The 14,452-nt window shown below is 74.3% G+C and carries 14 protein-coding genes; 4 read left to right on the top strand and 10 right to left on the bottom strand.

Going from position 1 to position 14,452, the window contains the following annotated elements:
• The 7 genes from ACIF6F_RS19055 to ACIF6F_RS19025 form a co-directional block, all read right to left on the bottom strand.
• Positions 1-1,569, bottom strand: coding sequence for a hypothetical protein (locus ACIF6F_RS19055; RefSeq protein ID WP_399947960.1), 1,569 nt, complete (start codon positions 1,567-1,569; stop codon positions 1-3).
• Positions 1,570-1,740: 171 nt separating this feature from the next.
• Positions 1,741-1,935 carry a hypothetical protein gene (locus tag ACIF6F_RS19050; protein WP_399947958.1) on the bottom strand — a complete coding sequence of 65 codons (195 nt, stop codon included), beginning with the start codon at positions 1,933-1,935 and terminating at the stop codon, positions 1,741-1,743.
• A gap of 126 nt (positions 1,936-2,061) precedes the next feature.
• The gene (locus tag ACIF6F_RS19045) at positions 2,062-2,736 is read right to left on the bottom strand and encodes an ABC transporter ATP-binding protein (protein ID WP_399947956.1); all 675 of its coding nucleotides are present in this window, start codon (positions 2,734-2,736) and stop codon (positions 2,062-2,064) included.
• The gene (locus ACIF6F_RS19040; protein WP_399947954.1) at positions 2,729-3,772 is read right to left on the bottom strand and encodes an ABC transporter ATP-binding protein; all 1,044 of its coding nucleotides are present in this window, start codon (positions 3,770-3,772) and stop codon (positions 2,729-2,731) included. Before ACIF6F_RS19040 ends, ACIF6F_RS19045 begins: the two co-directional genes overlap by 8 nt.
• Complete coding sequence (locus ACIF6F_RS19035) at positions 3,769-4,593, bottom strand: ABC transporter permease (RefSeq protein ID WP_399947953.1); 825 nt, start codon at positions 4,591-4,593, stop codon at positions 3,769-3,771. Before ACIF6F_RS19035 ends, ACIF6F_RS19040 begins: the two co-directional genes overlap by 4 nt.
• Positions 4,586-5,551, bottom strand: a complete 966-nt coding sequence (locus ACIF6F_RS19030; protein WP_399947951.1) for an ABC transporter permease — start codon at positions 5,549-5,551, stop codon at positions 4,586-4,588. The genes ACIF6F_RS19035 and ACIF6F_RS19030 overlap by 8 nt, the downstream gene beginning before the upstream one ends.
• Before the next feature lie 23 nt (positions 5,552-5,574).
• Positions 5,575-7,176, bottom strand: a complete 1,602-nt coding sequence (locus ACIF6F_RS19025; RefSeq protein ID WP_399947949.1) for an ABC transporter substrate-binding protein — start codon at positions 7,174-7,176, stop codon at positions 5,575-5,577.
• A gap of 158 nt (positions 7,177-7,334) precedes the next feature.
• On the opposite strand from ACIF6F_RS19025, the gene ACIF6F_RS19020 reads away from it, so the two are divergent.
• Positions 7,335-8,291: a fibronectin type III domain-containing protein gene (locus ACIF6F_RS19020; RefSeq protein ID WP_399947947.1), complete on the top strand. Its 957-nt coding sequence runs from the start codon at positions 7,335-7,337 to the stop codon at positions 8,289-8,291.
• A 107-nt stretch (positions 8,292-8,398) separates the two neighbouring features.
• Entirely contained in the window at positions 8,399-10,423 is a 2,025-nt protein-coding gene (locus ACIF6F_RS19015) for an ATP-binding protein (RefSeq protein ID WP_399947945.1), read from the top strand.
• Between the two features lie 235 nt (positions 10,424-10,658).
• Here ACIF6F_RS19015 and ACIF6F_RS19010 read toward each other — a convergent pair whose 3' ends face one another.
• Positions 10,659-10,844: a DUF5999 family protein gene (locus ACIF6F_RS19010; RefSeq protein WP_399947943.1), complete on the bottom strand. Its 186-nt coding sequence runs from the start codon at positions 10,842-10,844 to the stop codon at positions 10,659-10,661.
• Positions 10,845-11,001: 157 nt separating this feature from the next.
• Between ACIF6F_RS19010 and ACIF6F_RS19005 the strand changes: the two genes are divergently transcribed.
• Complete coding sequence (locus ACIF6F_RS19005) at positions 11,002-11,460, top strand: SRPBCC family protein (protein ID WP_399947941.1); 459 nt, start codon at positions 11,002-11,004, stop codon at positions 11,458-11,460.
• A gap of 148 nt (positions 11,461-11,608) precedes the next feature.
• Here the strand turns inward: ACIF6F_RS19005 and ACIF6F_RS19000 are convergent, their stop codons facing one another.
• Positions 11,609-12,862, bottom strand: a complete 1,254-nt coding sequence (locus ACIF6F_RS19000; RefSeq protein ID WP_399947939.1) for an acyl-CoA dehydrogenase family protein — start codon at positions 12,860-12,862, stop codon at positions 11,609-11,611.
• Between the two features lie 208 nt (positions 12,863-13,070).
• Between ACIF6F_RS19000 and ACIF6F_RS18995 the strand changes: the two genes are divergently transcribed.
• Positions 13,071-13,724, top strand: coding sequence for a TetR family transcriptional regulator (locus ACIF6F_RS18995; RefSeq protein ID WP_399947938.1), 654 nt, complete (start codon positions 13,071-13,073; stop codon positions 13,722-13,724).
• A gap of 112 nt (positions 13,725-13,836) precedes the next feature.
• On the opposite strand, the gene def is transcribed toward ACIF6F_RS18995, so the two are convergent.
• The gene (def, locus tag ACIF6F_RS18990; protein ID WP_399947936.1) at positions 13,837-14,379 is read right to left on the bottom strand and encodes a peptide deformylase; all 543 of its coding nucleotides are present in this window, start codon (positions 14,377-14,379) and stop codon (positions 13,837-13,839) included.
• Positions 14,380-14,452 lie beyond the last annotated feature (73 nt).

Genomic DNA, 14,452 nt, shown 5'->3' with positions numbered 1-14,452 from the left:
TCAGGAGGTGTCGCGCACGGCCAGGATGCCGTTGAAGACGCCCACGTAGGCGGTGCCGTCGGGGCCCAGGGTGATCGGGGCCCAGTTGTTGTCGTAGGCGGGGCCGGTGCCGGTCAGGCGCCGCCAGCGGCGCTCCCCGGTGCGGAAGTCGACGGCGGTCAGGTACCAGGCGTCGATGCCCCAGAAGTTGGGCTCCTTCTCGTAGAAGTAGAGCAGTCCGTTGGCGGTGGAGAGCTTCGGCACGGTGGACGGGGAGCGGACGGCGCTCTGCCAGACGGTGTCGCAGCCGCTGCCGTCGGGGCGGACGTCGATGCGGGTGGCGCCGCCGACCACGCTCTTGCCGAGGAGCAGGCTGGTGGGGTTCTCGTAGCCGTAGTTGTTCTCGACGACGAGGCTGTTGCCCCAGCTGATCAGGGAGTTGTCCGAGGTGGAGGCGCCGGGGCCGAAGACCGGCACCTTGCAGACCAGCCGCTCGCCGGCCGGGACGTCCGCCGCGCGCCGGTAGACCAGGACGTTCATCCGGTCGTCGGCGTTGTCGGTGATGGCGACGTAGCCGTCGCCGAACAGGTCCGGCGTGGTGCCCGAACCCTGGTTCACGGAGCCGGGCTTGGTCCCGGTGCCGCGGTCGTAGGTCTCGCGCCACTGCACCTTCGGGGTGCCGTCGGGCGTGGCGGCGAAGCTGTAGAGGGCGTGGTCGGTGACGATCGAGACGCCGTCCGGGCCCACCGAGAAGGAGTTCTGGATCTCCTCGCCGGCCAGCCGGACGGAGCGGACGACGGAGGTGTCGGGGTCGACGGTGCCGACCCGGCCCTGACGGGTGACCCACCAGATGCGGCCGTCCCAGTCGGGCATGACGGAGGTGACGGGGTCGCAGGTGCCGCTGGGCCACAGGTTGGTCCAGCTGACGCAGTCGTGCGGGACGACCGGGGTGAGGTCCCAGTCGTCCTCGACGGTGAACCGCCAGCTGCCGTCGGGGTTCCGGGTGTGGCCGAGGCGCAGGATGTGCTGGCGGGAGTCGGCGAGGACGGCCCGGTCCTGGTCGTCCAGGTAGAAGTAGGCGCCTCCCGAGGTGTCCTTGAAGATCTTGGAGAAGTCGAGGCTGGTGATGGCCTCGACGGTGGAGGACCGCTGCGGCAGCTGGTACTCGGCCAGGGTGGCGAGGGTCCCCGGGTCCAGGAGCTTCACCTTGAACCCGGTGAAGGTGCCGCAGACGGTGACCAGGCGGCCGCCCGAGTCGAAGGTGGCGGTGGCGCACTCGCCGCCGAGCGCGGCGATCTTCTCGCTGCGCACCTCCGGGTTCCTGCCGAGGGGCCCGGACCACGGGTAGGTGGCGCTGCCGGCGGCGTCGGCGTGCATGCCGCTGCGCCCGTTGGGGGCCAGGTGGGGGTGGCGCGGCGGGGCTTCGCCGGGCAGCGGGGCGGGCGTCGCGGGTGCGCCGTCGTACTGGCTGACCAGGCGGTGGCCGGGGGCCTTGGGTATCTCCTCGGCCTGGGCCGGGTGGAGCCCGGACCCGGCCGCGGCCAGCATCAGGGCCGGGACCACGGCGCAGTTCAGCGCTCTTCGGAACATCCGGTCGTTCCTCCTCGTGTGCGTACGGGATCGCGCCGCCGCCCGACGCTAGAACTCGTTGCCTGAGGAATCCATAGGGGTGCCGGATGATTCACGGACGCGCAACAGTTGATCAACAGCGCGTCAACAAGGCGGTCGCTCAGCGGTGTTGAGCGTCCGCGTCCGGTCCGGTCACGGATGGAGGCTGCCCACGACGCCGGCGGTGGCCGTGAGGCCGTCGTGGATGGTGGGCGCCACGCTGCTGCTCGCCAGGTAGAACCCCAGGAGCATGCAGACCAGCGCGTGCGAGAACTTCAGCCCGCCGCTGCGCAGGAAGATCACCGCGAGGATGAGGAGCAGCAGAACGACGGAGATGGAAACGGCCATCACAACCTCCTACGCCGCACGGCCGGTCCGGCTGCGGCAGTCGGGCGCCATGGTGGCGCAGCCGGACGGCCTGACGGGTGACCGACGTGTCCGCCGCACGGGTGGTTGACCGTCCGTGACGGCACGTCAGCCGGCCGGGGCGGCCGCCCCGGTGAGGCCGGCCCAGTCGGCCGTCCGGTCGCACCATCGCTCCAGCAGCACCCCGTCGTGCCCGACGGCGAGGAGTCCGGCGCCGGTCTCGGCCCGGTACTCCTCGACGACGGCGACCAGCGCGGCCGTGGTGGACGCGTCGAGCATGGCGGTCATCTCGTCGCAGACCAGCCAGCGCGGGCGGAGCACCAGGGCCCGGGCGAGGCAGGCCCGTTGCAGCTGGCCGTCGCTGACCTCGTGCGGGCGGCGGGCCAGCAGGTCGGCGCCCAGGCCGACGCGGCGGCTCAACCGGTCCACGGCCTCCGCCACTTCGGAGCGCCGGCCGGTGGCGCGCAGCGGTTCCGCGATCAGGTCGCGCAGCCGCAGGCGGGGGTCGGCGGCGAGCCGGGGCTGCTGGAAGACCACGCCGACGGCGGTGCGCTGCTCGCGCGGCGCCCGGTGCCGCCAGGCGGTGACGGGGGTGCCGTCCAGCACGAGCGTGCCGCGGTCGGGCCGGTGCAGCAGGGCGGCGACGCGGGCGAGGGTGGACTTGCCGCAGCCGCTGGGTCCGCGCAGCCCCAGGGACTCGCCCGGGGCGAGGGTGAGGCTGACGTCCCGCACCGCGGGGGCGTGGCGCGCGTATCCGGCGGTGATGTCCTTCAGCTCAAGCACGGTCTGCCTCCGGCGCGGTGGTGGGCGGGGCGGGGGTGAGGGGGTGGTGGCAGGCCAGGCCGCCGGTGAAGGCCGGGCGTTCGGCGCATGCCGGTCCCGCGGCGGGGCAGCGCGCGGCGAAGGCGCAGCCGGGGGGCAGAGCGCCGAGTTCGGGCGGGGTGCCGGGGATGGGGGTGAACGAGCGCTCGGGAAGGGCCTCCAGCAGGCCCCGCGCGTACGGGTGGCGCGGGCCCGGCGTGCCGAAGAAGGCCTCGGCCGGGGCGAGTTCGACGATCCGGCCCGCGTACATGACGGCGACGGTGTCGGCGATGCGCCGGGCGGCCGCGAGGTCGTGGGTGATCATCAGCAGCGCGCGGTCCGCCTGCCGGGTGTGGGCGCGCAGCTCGTCCACGGTGCGCTCGACCAGTTCGCGGTCGAGGCCGGTGGTGGGCTCGTCGGCCAGCAGCAGGGGCGCGTCGCCGACGAGGGCGAGGGCGGTGGCGGCGCGCTGGGCGAGGCCGCCGGAGAGTTCGTGGGGGTGTCGGTCGAGGTGGCTCGCGGGGAACGCGGCCCGGGCGGCCGCGGCCTCGGTGGCCCCGGCCAGGGCGGCCCGGGGGGTGCGGGTGAGGGCCCGGACGGTTTCGCGGAGCTGGGAGCGGACGGTGCGTACGGCGGTGAGGTGGGCGGCCGGGCTCTGCGGTACGAGTCCGACGCGGCGGCCGCGTACGGTCCGGGCGAGGGTGCGCTCGTCGGCGTCGAGCAGGTCCAGGCCGTCGGCGAGCCGTGCGGATCCGGTGGCCACGGCGTTGCCCGGGAGCAGACCGAGGAGGGCGGAGGCGAGGACGGACTTGCCGCAGCCGCTCTCGCCGACCAGGGCCAGGCACTCGCCGGGCCCGAGGGTGAAGCGGGCGTCCGATACGGCGGCCACCTCCTTGCCGCCGCGCATCCGGAAGCGGACCGAGAGGCCTTCGACGCGGAGGACGGGCGGCGGGGCCGTGGGGGCGGGCGGGGTGTCCGGGCGCCCGGTCGCGTCCGGGGGTGCGAGGTGGTCGGTCACAGGGTGAGCTCCGAGCGGCGCCGCGGGTTCAGCCGGGTGCGCCAGGCGGCCGCCAGCGAGGCGATGGCCAGGGTCGGGACGATCAGGAACAGGCCGGGGAAGAGCGTGGGCCACCAGTCGCCGGCGAGCAGGGAACCGCGCGCGGTCTGCACGAGGTTGCCGAGGCTGGCCTGGTGCGCGGGCAGGCCCAGGCCGAGGAAGGAGAGCGCCGACTCGTGCCACATGGCGTGCGGGACCATCAGCACGGCGGCCAGCCCGGCCTGCGGCAGCACCCCGGGCACCAGGTGGCGCAGGGCCACGCGGAGCCGGGAGGCACCGCCCGAGACGGCGGCGTCGACGAAGGGGCGGGACCGCAGCGAGAGCACCTCGGCACGGACGATCCGGGCGGTCGAGAGCCAGTGGGTGAGCGCGACGGACACCACCACGGGCCACACCCCGGGCCGGAAGAGGGCCACGACGAAGATGCCCAGCAGCAGGTGGGGGACGGCGGCGAAGGTGTCCACCACCCGCATCGCGACCCGGTCGAACCAGCCGCCCAGGGCACCCGCCGCCGCACCGACGGCGGTGCCGACGAGGGTGGCGGCCAGGGCCGCGACCACGCCGACCAGCAGCGAGACGCGCAGCCCGTAGACGCAGCGCAGCAGCAGGTCGCGGCCCAGCTCGTCGGTGCCGAACGGATGGGCCGGGGACGGCGGCAGGAGCTTCGCGGCGAGGTCGACGGCCTGCTGGTCCAGCCGGGCGAGCGGGGGGACCAGCAGCACGGCGAGCACGGCCAGGACGACGATGCCGGCGGAGAGGCCGACGCGGCCGCGGCTACCCATCGAAGCCCACCCTCGGGTCGGCCAGCCCGTACAGCAGGTCGGAGAGCAGGTTGCCCAGCAGCACCGCGGCGGTGGCGAGCACGGTGAGCGCGGCCAGCAGCGGGAAGTCCACGGCGACGGCGGCCTGCACGGTGGCGGCGGCGATGCCGGGCCAGCTGAACACGGTCTCCACGAGCAGCGCACCGGTGATCAGCTCCGGCACCCGGGAGCCGATCAGGGTGAGGACGGGCAGCATCCCGGAGCGCAGGGCGTGCCCGAGGAGGACGGTGCGCTCGGCGAGGCCGCGGGCGCGGGCCCCGCGTACGGGGTCCTCGGCGAGGGCGTCGGCGACGCCCTGGCGTACGTACAGGAAGAACCAGGGCAGCTGGGCGAGGCCCAGGACCAGCGCGGGCAGCACGAGGTGGGTCGCGACCTGGCCGGCGGTGACGGCGTCGCTGCCGGCGTCGGTGAGCCCGCCGGCCGGGAGCACCCCGAGCCGGACCGCGAAGAACCACACGGCGAGCAGGCCCAGCCAGAAGGCGGGGGCGGCTTCGAGGGTGTACGCGGCGGCCGAGACGGTGCGGTCGAGGAGGCCGCCGGGGCGGCGGGCGGCGAGTACGCCGAGGCCGGTGCCGAGGGTCACGGCGACGAGGAAGGCGGTGGCGGCGAGGAGGGCGGACCAGCCGAGGCGTTCGGTGATGACGTCGGCCACGGGCTGGCGCATCACGGCGGAGGCGCCGAGGTCGCCGGTGAGGGCGGAGGTCAGCCAGTCCCACCAGCGGGCGAGGAGGGGCTGGTCGGCGCCGAGGTTGGCGCGCAGCTGGTCGAGGTTCTCCCGGGAGGCGGTGAGGCCGGCGGTGCCGGCGTACGCCTTGACGGGGTCGAAGGGGGAGGCCGCGGCGGCGGCGAAGACGCCGAGGGTGACGGCGAGCAGGACGGGGGCGGCGGACAGCGCCCGCCGCCCGGTCATCCGTGCCATGGGCCCCCAGGGGAGGCGGCGGGTCACTCCGCGGGCTTCCAGTCCTCGATGTTCCACCAGGGGCCGGAGGCCAGGCCGTGGTCGTGCGGCTCGACCTGGGTGGTCAGCTTCCCCCAGGAGTCGCCCATCACGTAGAGGTGGTCGATGTGGGTGAGGAAGGTGTAGCCCGGGTTCTTGACGAGTTCGCGCTGGACGGTGTCGTACGCGGCCTTGCGGACGGTGTGGTCGCCGCTGCGGCGGCCCTGCTCCAGGGCCTTGTCGACCGCCGGGTTGGCGTACCAGGCCATGTTGTTGAAGCCCTCGCCCGCGGCGGCGGAGTCGAGCAGCAGGTACTGGTCGAAGTCGGGGTCGGCGGGTGATCCGCCGCCGGCGAGGACGGCCTCCTGCTTCATGCGGGGCTCGATGGCCTCCCAGGTGCCGGCCTCGGTCCTGACCTCGATGCCGACCTTCTTGGCGTCGGAGGCGTACGTGAGGGCGTGCTCCTGGCGGAGCTTGTCGCCGGAGAGGTACCACAGCGGGAAGGAGGCACGGACGCCGTCCCTGGCGCGAATGCCGTCGGGGCCGGGCTTCCAGCCGGCCGCGTCGAGGATCCGCCGCGCCTTGGCCGGGTCGTGGGCGCGTTCGGTGCCGGCGGCGAACCAGGGGCTGTCGGTCGGGACCGGGCCGTAGGCGGGCCTGCCGGCGCCTTCGAGGATCCGGTCGACCATCACCGTGCGGTCGACGGCGACGTCCAGGGCCTGGCGGACCGCCACGTCACCGGTCACCTTGTGGTGCGACGGCAGGGTGACGTTGCGGAAGTCGAAGGACTTGGCCGCGTAGGTGGTCCGGCCCTCGCCGCCCTTGAAGCCGCGGGCGAGGTTGGGCGGCAGGACGGCGCCGTCCAGTTCGCCGGAGCGCAGGCGGGTGGCGCGTACGTCGTCGTCCTTGATGACCGCCATGGTGAACCTCTTGACCGCCGGTTCGCCGCCCCAGTAGCCGGGGTTGGCCCTGAAGCTCAGCTTCTCGCCCTTGGACCAGGCGGTCAGCACGTACGGTCCGGTGCCGACGGGCCTGGTGGTGAACTCGCCGGTGTTGACGTCCTGGTGGCCCGCGACGTGCTCGGGGGCGATGGGCAGCACGGTCCGCTCGGCGAACGGGGCGTAGGGGTACTTGAGGGTGAAGACGACGGTGGTGGCACCCTTGGCCTCGACCCGGGCCAGGGCGTCGAGTTCGCTCCGGGAGGGGTTGTTGGTCTTCGGGTCGAGGATGGTCCGGTAGGTGAAGACCACGTCCTTGGCGGTGAAGGGCCTGCCGTCGCTGAACTTCACGCCCTGCCGCAGCCGGTAGGTGTAGGTGAGGCCGTCCGGGGACACCTCGGGCAGGGCGGCCGCCAGCGCGGGCCGAAGCCTCATGTCCGCGTCGTGCGTGAGCAGCCCGTCGAAGATCTTCGAGTTGCCGTCCTTGCCGTAGCCGAGGAGCGGGCTGAGGGTCTCCGGTTCGTTGGCGATGCCGACGACGACGGAGTCGGCCGTCCGGTCCCCCGCCGCAGCGCCCCCTGCGCCGGGCGCGGAACACGCCGCCGCGCTCGTGACGAGTGCGGCGGCCAGCGTGGTCGCGGCCAGTCCCCGTGCCGTTCGGGCGGTCATCCGGTGCACATCCCTGCTCTACTGAAGATCAAAAGTTATTGCGATCCAGTCGCAATAAGAGGTTATCAATCCCCGTTCTTGAGGCTCACCCGCCCCCTGTGCCATATATGTCTAGACCTTTGAGTCCAGACTCCGGCCCGGCCGGGGAAGGAGGGGCCGTGCGACGAGCCGCCGCCCCGGCCGTGTTGCTCTGCTGCCTGCTGACCGCCTGCGGGGGACCGGACCGGGACGCCGAGCCCCCGCCCGCACCCGCCGGCCTGACCGCCGAGTCGGGCAGCGCCACCTCCGCCCACGTGATGTGGGAACCGGCCGCCCCGGCCGACGGGGTCACCCGCTACCAGCTGTTCCGCGACGGCGCTCTGCTCCGCGAACTCCCCGCCGACAAGCGGATGGTGGACGTCGAGGGGCTGGCCCCCGGCACCGCCTACGCATTCGCGGTACGGGCCGCCGACGCGGCGGGCAACCTCTCCCCCCTCACCGCCCCGGCTCGAATCACCACCGCCGCCGGCACGAAGGACACCCGGCCCCCGGCCGCCCCGGCCCGCCTCACCGCCCGCCCCGAGGGCGCCCGCGCGGCCGTGCTCTCCTGGCCGCGGGCCACCGACGACACCGGTGTCACCGCGTACGACGTCTACCAGGGCGGCGTACGGATCCACACCGTCCCCGCCCGCGAGACCACCACCCGCCTCACCGGCCTGCGCCCCGCCACCGCCTACCGCTTCACGGTCCGCGCCCGCGACGCCGCCGACAACTCGTCCCCCGACAGCCCGGCCGCACCCCTCACCACAGCCGGCGCGCCCGACACCGGCGGCACCGCCCCGACGGAGTTCGCCGTCGCCGCGGAACCGGGGACCGTGGAGCTGTCCTGGACGGCCCCGGAGACCGGCGAACCGGTCACCGCGTACCAGCTGTACGTCAACGGACGCGCCACCACCGTCCTGCAGTTCGGCGCCGAGGCCGTGCCCGCCGGCCGGGTGGTGCACCGCCTGGCCACCGCCGAACCGGCCGGCACGGTGTGGACGCTGAAGCTGCGGGCCCGGCTGCCCGACGGCACCTGGGGGCGGTTCTCCGAGGAGCGGAACGTCACCCTGGTCCCGCCCACGCCAAACCCGTAGGCCGGACGCCAATCAGGGTCCGATCCGGGCACCCGGTTGGCGACTATTCGATCAACAATGATCAATAGGGCTTGTGCGACCGGCCCTCTGGGACAGAATCTGGCGCCGTGCAGGGGAACGTGCCGTCGGAGACGGCGAGCTTTGTGGGGCGTCGGGACGAACTCGAAAGGCTGGGGGGCCTGCTGCGGGACCGTCGGCTGATCACGCTGACCGGGGTCGGCGGCGTCGGGAAGTCGCGGCTCGCGCTGCGCGCCGTGCGCGCCGCCCGCGGCGCCTACCCGGACGGCGCCTGGTGGGTGGACCTCTCCCCGCTGCGCGACCCCGGACTGCTCCCGGCCACCGTCGCCCACGCCTTCGGGCTCACCGAGCACTCCGGCCGCACCCCCGACGAGGACCTCTGCGCCTGGCTCGCCGACAAGCGGCTGCTGCTCGTGCTCGACACCTGCGAGCACGTCGTCGAGGCCTGCCGCCACCTGGTCGGCGAACTCCTCCAGGCCGCACCGGGCCTCACCGTGGTGGCCACCAGCCGCCAGCCGCTGGGCTGTTACGGCGAGACGGTGAACGAGGTGCGCCCGCTGCCCGCGGAGGGCGCCGACAGCGACGCCCTCACCCTCTTCCGGCACCGCGCCCTCGCCGCCACCCCGCAGGCCTGCCACGCCTTCGCGGACCCCGGCCGGACCGCCACCGCAGCCGAGGTCTGCCGCCGCCTCGACGGCATCCCGCTCGCTCTCGAACTCGCCGGCGCCCGGCTGCGGTCGTGGACCCTGGAGCAGATGGCGGAACGCCTGGACGCCCGCTTCGAGGTGCTGTCCGCCACCCGCGCCACGCAGCTCCCCCGCCACCAGACCATGCGCACCGCCATCGGCTGGAGCCACGAGCTGTGCGAGCCGCTGGAACGGCTGCTGTGGGCCCGGCTCTCGGTCTTCGCCGGCGACTTCGACCTGGCCGCCGCCCGCGCCGTCTGCTCCGGCGGCCCGCTCCCCGCCGCCCGGATCGAGGGGCTGCTCGCCGGGCTGGCCGGCAAGTCGGTGGTGCGCCGCACCGTCGAGGGCGCCCGCGAGCGGTACCGGATGCTCGACACCATCCGCGAGTACGGCCGCCAGTGGCTCGCCGAGCTCGGCGAGGAGCGCACCGTCGCCGACCGCCACGCCCACTGGTACGCCGCCCTGTCCCGGCAGGCCGACGCCGGCTGGCTGGGACCGGAGCAGCTGGACTGGTACCGGCGGATCAGCGCGGCCCACATGGAGCTGCGCAGCGCGCTGGAGCACCTGCTGGACACGGACCCCGTCACCGCCCTGGAGATGGCCGGGCACCTGTGGTTCTTCTGGTTCTGCTGCGGGCACCTGGGCGAGGGGCGCGCCTTCCTGGAGCGGGCGCTGGCGACCGCACCCGCGGAGGGGCGGTCCTACGTCCAGGGGCTGTGGGCGGTGGGGCTGACCGCGCTGCTCCAGGGCGACCTGGTGAGCAGCCTGGCCTGGGGCGAGGACTGCCTGCGGGCGGCCGCCGTGCTGGGGGACGCCGAGGCCCGGCTGCGGGCGGCGTACCTGGTGGGGGTCTCGGTGCTGATGCCGGGGGACCCGGCCGGGGCGCTGGAGTTCACCAGTGCGCGGGCGCGGGCGGCGCACGCCGGGCCCGCCGAGGGGGCCGGGGCGCTGCTGTGCCGGCTCGCCGCCTCGTACGCGCTGTGCGGCCTCGGCCGCTTCGAGGAGGCGACGGCGGAGGCCACCGGGCTGCGGGAGGCCTGCGAGCGGCTGGGCGACCGCTGGCTGCGGGCGTTCGCGGACTACATCCTCGCGGTGGCGGCGCTCGGCCTGGACCGGCCGGGCGAGGCCGCGCGGCACGTGCGGGCGGCGCTGTCCGGCAAGCGGCTGCTGCACGACAGCTTCGGCATCGCCATCGGCCTCGACCTGCTGGCGGCGGCCGTGGCGGCGGAGGGCGACGGAGAGCTGGCGGCGCGGCTGCTGGGCACCGGGCACGCCTGGTGGCGCGTCGTCGGCCGGCCGCAGATGGGCTCGCCCTCGCTGCGGGCGGTGCGGGACGCGGGTGAGCGGCAGGCACGCGAGGCGATCGGGGACGAGGCGTACGAGCGGGCGTTCCGCGGCGGCGCGGAGACCGTGCCGCACACCGGCTGAGTCCGGGGCCCCGGCGGGCGGCCGGGTCCTGGGGTGATGCGTGTTGCGTCCCCCGCCGGGCGGGCGGGGGACTCCGGGCTCCCGTCAGTACGGGAGGGGTCTGCCCGACGGTGTGCGCAGGTCCAGGTCTCGGGGCGCGGGCTTGGGGGCGGGTTTGCGTATCCGGGTCTGGCGCATGGGATCTCCCTTTCGGCACAGACGGGGGGGTCTTGGGGGATGGCGGGCGTTGGCCGGCTCAGACGAGGGCCGGACGGCGCGGCTGTACCGCGCTGCCGTCGGGGAGCTGTTCTCCGGTGTCGTCGAAGAGGACGACGCCGTTGCAGAGCAGGCTCCAGCCCTGTTCCGGATGGAAGGCCACGGTGCGGGCCGCGTCGCGGTCGGCACTGTCGGCACTCGGACAGGGTGGCTGGTGGTTACACATGGCGCACCTCCTCGCTCTGTGGCGGCGGAGGGCCGGGTGGTCAGTGCGGGCCTGGCCGCCATCCACGGTGGCGAGGAGTATTACTGATCAGCGGTGCCGGACGGAACCCGTATTCGGCGTTCATCTCACGGACCGGATGGAGTTTTACGATCGGTTCATGTCCCTTATCCGGATTGTGCGCACCGCCCATGTGCCGCCCGCGGAAGCGTGGCTGCGCGTCACCGACTGGCCACGCCACGGTGCGCAGATGCCCCTCACACGGATCGTGACGGAGACGGCGCCGCCCACCCGGGAGGGCACGGTGTTCACCGCGCGCACCGGGGTGGGCAGGCTGGCGTTCGACGACCCCATGGAGGTGGTCGCCTGGGCACCGCCGGCGGACGGGGCGGCGGGGCGCTGCCGGCTGGTGAAGCGCGGGCGCGTGGTGCTGGGCTGGGCGGAGATCGAGGTGCGTCCGGCCCGGGACGGGGGCGGGGGCGCCGAGGTGGTGTGGCTGGAGGAGGTACGGCTGCGGGGCGTCCCGCGCCTGCTGGACGCCCCGGTGGCCCTGGCCGGCCGGGCGCTCTTCGGCAGGGCCCTCGACCGCCTGCTGGAGGGCACGGGTCCGACACCCTGACCGACCTGGGGCCCGGGTGCCCGGGGCGCAGCCCCGGTGAACGGGAGAAGGGCGGGGTGGGGCAGGCCCCGCAGGGCTCGGCCCGCCCCGGGACAGGCCCGCCCCGCCCACGACCGCCCCGCCCACGACCGCCCCGCGCCGCGCCGCGCTAGCGGATCGGCATCCCCGAGAGGGTGCGGGCGATGACCAGACGCTGGATCTCGCTGGTGCCCTCGAAGATCGTGTAGATCGCGCTGTCGCGGTGCATGCGCTCGACCGGGTACTCGCGGGTGTAGCCGTTGCCCCCGAGGATCTGGACCGCCTGTGCAGTGACCTTCTTGGAAACCTCGCTCGCGAAGAGCTTGGACATCGAGCCCTCGGCCGAGGTGAACGGCTTGCCGGCGGTCGCCATCCACGAGGCGCGCCACACCAGCAGGCGGGCGGCGTCGATCTGGGTGCGCATGTCGGCGAGCTGGAAGGCGACGCCCTGGTTGTCGATGATCGGGCGGCCGAACTGGGTGCGGGTCCTGGCGTAGTCGAGCGCGACCTCGTACGCCGCCCGGGCGGTGCCGACGGCCATGGCGCCCACGGCGGGACGGGAGGCCTCGAAGGTGGCCATCGCGGCGTTCTTCACCCTCCCCCAGCCACCGCTGGGAGGTGTCCCCACGCCCTCGGCCCTGGCGCGCTCCCGGGCCCGGGCGAGGCGCTCGTCGAGCTTCTCCTTGCCACCGAGCAGGCAGGAGCCGGGGACGCGGACGTCCTCCAGGACGACCTCGGCGGTGTGGGAGGCGCGGATGCCGTGCTTCTTGAACTTCTGGCCCTGGGAGAGGCCCGGGGTGCCGGGCGGGACGATGAAGGAGGCGTGGCCCTTGGTGCCCAGCTCGGGGTCGACCACGGCGACGACGATGTGGACGTTGGCGATGCCGCCGTTGGTGGCCCAGGTCTTGGTGCCGTTGAGCACCCACTCGTCCTTGGCCTGGTCGTAGACGGCGCGGGTGCGCATGGAGCCCACGTCGGAGCCGGCGTCGGGCTCGGAGGAGCAGAAGGCCGCCACCTTGACGTCGTCGGGGGTGCCGTACATCTGCGGGATCCAGGTGCCGATCTGCTCCTCGGTGCCGTTGGCGACGACTCCGATGGCCGCGAGGCCGGTGCCGACGATCGACAGCGCGATGCCCGCGTCGCCCCAGAAGAGCTCCTCCATGGCCATCGGGATGCCGAGGCCGGTGGGGTCGAAGAACTGCTGGGCGTAGAAGTCGAGGGAGTAGATGCCGACCTTGGCGGCCTCCTGGATCACCGGCCAGGGGGTCTCCTCGCGCTCGTCCCACTCGGCGGCGGCGGGGCGGATCACATCGGCGGCGAAGCCGTGGAGCCAGTCGCGTACCTCCTTCTGGTCGTCGTTGAGCTCCATGGTGAACTCCGCCATGTCCCCTCCTGGCTGTACGCTCGGACCGGGCCGTGCCCTTACTTCCGGTAACCGCACGGCGACAAGGCCTGTTACCGGCGGTAACAGCAGTCTGTTACTCGCCAGTAGGACCTGTCAACCACCAGCGCCGATTCGGCTCCGGGACCGATCCTGGTGTTACGTTGCGCCTGCGTCACGCAATTCGTACGGGCGGGGAGATATACGCGTCATGGAGACCACCCAGCAGGCCGAACAGGCCGACCACCAGGCGGCGGCCGAGCGCAGGCGTCGGGAGCTGCTCGAAGCGGCCGACCGCGTCGTGCTGCGGGAGGGCCCCAAGGCCTCCATGAACGCCATCGCCGCCGAGGCGGGCATCACCAAGCCCATCCTCTACCGGCACTTCGGCGACAAGGCCGGCCTGTACCAGGCCCTGGCCGTCCGGCACACCGACGCGCTGCTGGACTCGCTGCGGGCCGCGCTGGACGCACCGACCGAGCGGCGCCGCCGGGTCGAGGCCACCCTCGACACCTACCTGGCCGCCATCGAGGCGCGCCCGCAGGTCTACCGCTTCCTGATGCACCCGGCCGAGGACTCCCACGCGGGCGAGCGCGGCTTCGACGTGGGCCTGCACTCGGCTCCCCTGCTGCGGCGGCTCGGCGAGGAGCTCGCCCAGGTCGTCGCGGAGCGGGTCGACCTGGGACCGGGGGGCGAGCAGCTGGCGCGCATCTGGGGCCACGGCATCGTGGGCATGATGCACGCGGCCGGCGACTGGTGGCTCGGCGAGCGCCCCTGCGGCCGCGCGGAGCTGGTCTCGGGCCTCACCGACCTGCTGTGGGGCCGCCTGTCCACGGCCGGCGACCGGGCGGACGGCCCGGGCTTCTGAACGCACCGCCCGGGGCCGGCGGGCCCGAACTCCCCGGCGCCGGATTCCGGCGGGGCCGGGGACTCCCGGCCCCGCCCCCGCCGGGCCCCGGGGCACCCTGCGCCGCGGCGCCTCAGGCGCGGCCCCAGGGCGCCCGGGCGATCTGCCGGCGCAGCCGGCGGGCCCGGAAGCCGGTGACGCGGTCCGCGTACACCGTGCCGTCGAGGTGGTCGCACTCGTGCTGCAGGCAGCGGGCGAAGAACCCGGTGCCCGCCACCCGGACCGGCCGGCCGTCGGTGGTGACCCCCTCGACGACGGCGTGGTCGAAGCGGACCGTCCCGGCCTCCAGGCCGGGCAGGGACAGGCAGCCCTCCGGGCCGCGCAGCTCGATCCCGCCCGTCTCGACCAGCCGGGGGTTGACGACGTGCCCCACGTGCCGCACATCATCGTCGTCGGGGCAGTCGTAGACGAACACCCGCTGGGAGACACCGATCTGATTGGCCGCGAGCCCCACGCCCTGGGCGGCGTACATCGTGGCGAACATGTCCTCGACCAGCCGGTCGAGGGCGGGGCCGAACTCGGTGACCTCCGCGCACGCGGAGTGGAGCACCGGATCGCCCAGCAGGCTCATGGTGCGGACGAGACCGGACGTGCCGGGGATCGGGCGCTGTCGCATGGCCGTAAGGGTACGTCGGGCGAATATATGAGGGATCCACAAGGGCGCCTGGTCGGGGCCCTGGCCGGATCTG

This window comes from Streptomyces sp. NPDC086023 (assembly GCF_044540325.1).
Taxonomy (GTDB): Bacteria; Actinomycetota; Actinomycetes; order Streptomycetales; family Streptomycetaceae; genus Streptomyces.
The sequence above is the reverse complement of the archived record's forward strand: the minus strand, read 5'-3'. Positions and strand labels throughout refer to the sequence as shown.